Genomic DNA, 703 nt, shown 5'->3' on the forward strand with positions numbered 1-703 from the left:
AAGACATTCACAGGTAAAGGAACAGGCGTAACTGTTAAACGTGTAGATAAGAATGGCACACCAGTGACAGCTAAATACACACCAACAGTAACTCCAGTGACTCCAGAAGGAACACCTGCAGAATCTGAAGGACCTAAAGGGCAACCACAAACAGGAACACCTGAATTTAAACCAGGAAACCCTAATGTACCAATCGATGAAACTGTTAAACCAACATTTGACGATGGCACAACTGAGAAGAAAGTACCAGGCGAAGGAACATACACAATCGATGAAAACGGTAAAGTAACGTTCACACCAGAACCTGACTTCGTAGGAAAAGCTAAAGGTGTGACAGTTAAACGTGTAGATAAGAACGGAACACCTGTAACAGCTACTTACACTCCAACAGTTCGTCCTGATACTTCGTTCGTTGATAAAGATGGTAAACCACTTTCACCAACAGAAGATGGAACTAAACCAACTAAAGATATCCCAGGATACAAGATTGTTAAAACTGAAGTAGACGAAAAAGGAAATACAAAACACATCTATGAAAAAGTTACGACAACTTATAAAGATAAAGATGGTAATGTAATTCCAGGAACAACTACTGAAGAAGGTACAAATCCTAAGAAAGATATCCCAGGTTACCGCTTCGTAGAAACTAAGAAACTTCCAAACGGTGATACAGAGCACGTTTATGAGAAAGTTAAGACAAGTC

At 39.5% G+C, this 703-nt stretch carries 1 protein-coding gene; it reads left to right on the forward strand.

Going from position 1 to position 703, the window contains the following annotated elements; all coding sequences use genetic code 11:
- A partial coding sequence (locus HMPREF2701_RS11460; RefSeq protein ID WP_398584246.1) for a MucBP domain-containing protein occupies nt 1-703 on the forward strand: 703 nt, incomplete at both ends.

The sequence above is a fragment of the Streptococcus sp. HMSC077D04 genome (genome assembly GCF_001808785.1).
Lineage (GTDB): Bacteria > Bacillota > Bacilli > Lactobacillales > Streptococcaceae > Streptococcus > Streptococcus mitis_BX.